At 51.6% G+C, this 570-nt stretch carries 6 tRNA genes; all 6 read right to left on the bottom strand.

The features are described 5' to 3' along the window. Positions 1–27: 27 nt before the first annotated feature. A tRNA-Leu gene (locus tag O3620_RS11785) sits at positions 28–113 on the bottom strand. A 7-nt stretch (positions 114–120) separates the two neighbouring features. Then, positions 121–192 (bottom strand) — tRNA-Gly (locus O3620_RS11790). A 14-nt stretch (positions 193–206) separates the two neighbouring features. After that, positions 207–279, bottom strand: a tRNA-Thr gene (locus O3620_RS11795). Between the two features lie 16 nt (positions 280–295). Further along, positions 296–377, bottom strand: a tRNA-Leu gene (locus O3620_RS11800). Positions 378–382: 5 nt separating this feature from the next. Further along, positions 383–455: transfer RNA gene (locus tag O3620_RS11805), tRNA-Lys, on the bottom strand. Positions 456–487: 32 nt separating this feature from the next. Beyond that, a tRNA-Asp gene (locus O3620_RS11810) sits at positions 488–560 on the bottom strand. Positions 561–570 lie beyond the last annotated feature (10 nt).

Genomic DNA, 570 nt, shown 5'->3' on the forward strand with positions numbered 1-570 from the left:
CTTCTTCTACTGCCTCTTACAAGTCTATGCCGAGGACCGGAATCGAACCGGTACGATCGTTACCAATCGCAGGATTTTAAGTCCTGTGCGTCTGCCAGTTCCGCCACCCCGGCCGCCTCAAGCGAACGACGGGATTCGAACCCGCGACCCCCACCTTGGCAAGGTGATGTTCTACCACTGAACTACGTTCGCATCCTATTCAAAAATGCCGGCTACATGACTTGAACACGCGACCCTCTGATTACAAATCAGATGCTCTACCAACTGAGCTAAGCCGGCTCATTATTATCTTATATGCGGGTTAAGGGACTTGAACCCCCACGCCCTAAAGCGCCAGATCCTAAATCTGGTGCGTCTGCCAATTCCGCCAAACCCGCTCTTATGACCCGTACTGGGCTCGAACCAGTGACCCTTTGATTAAAAGTCAAATGCTCTACCAACTGAGCTAACGAGTCTCTTACTTTTATTGAAATCTTCTCGACTTCAACGGTCCCGACGGGAATCGAACCCGCGATCTTCGCCGTGACAGGGCGACGTGATAACCGCTACACTACGGGACCTATTCTTTTC

It is taken from the genome of Streptococcus sp. 27098_8_134 (assembly GCF_041431675.1).
Taxonomy (GTDB): Bacteria; Bacillota; Bacilli; order Lactobacillales; family Streptococcaceae; genus Streptococcus; species Streptococcus sanguinis_R.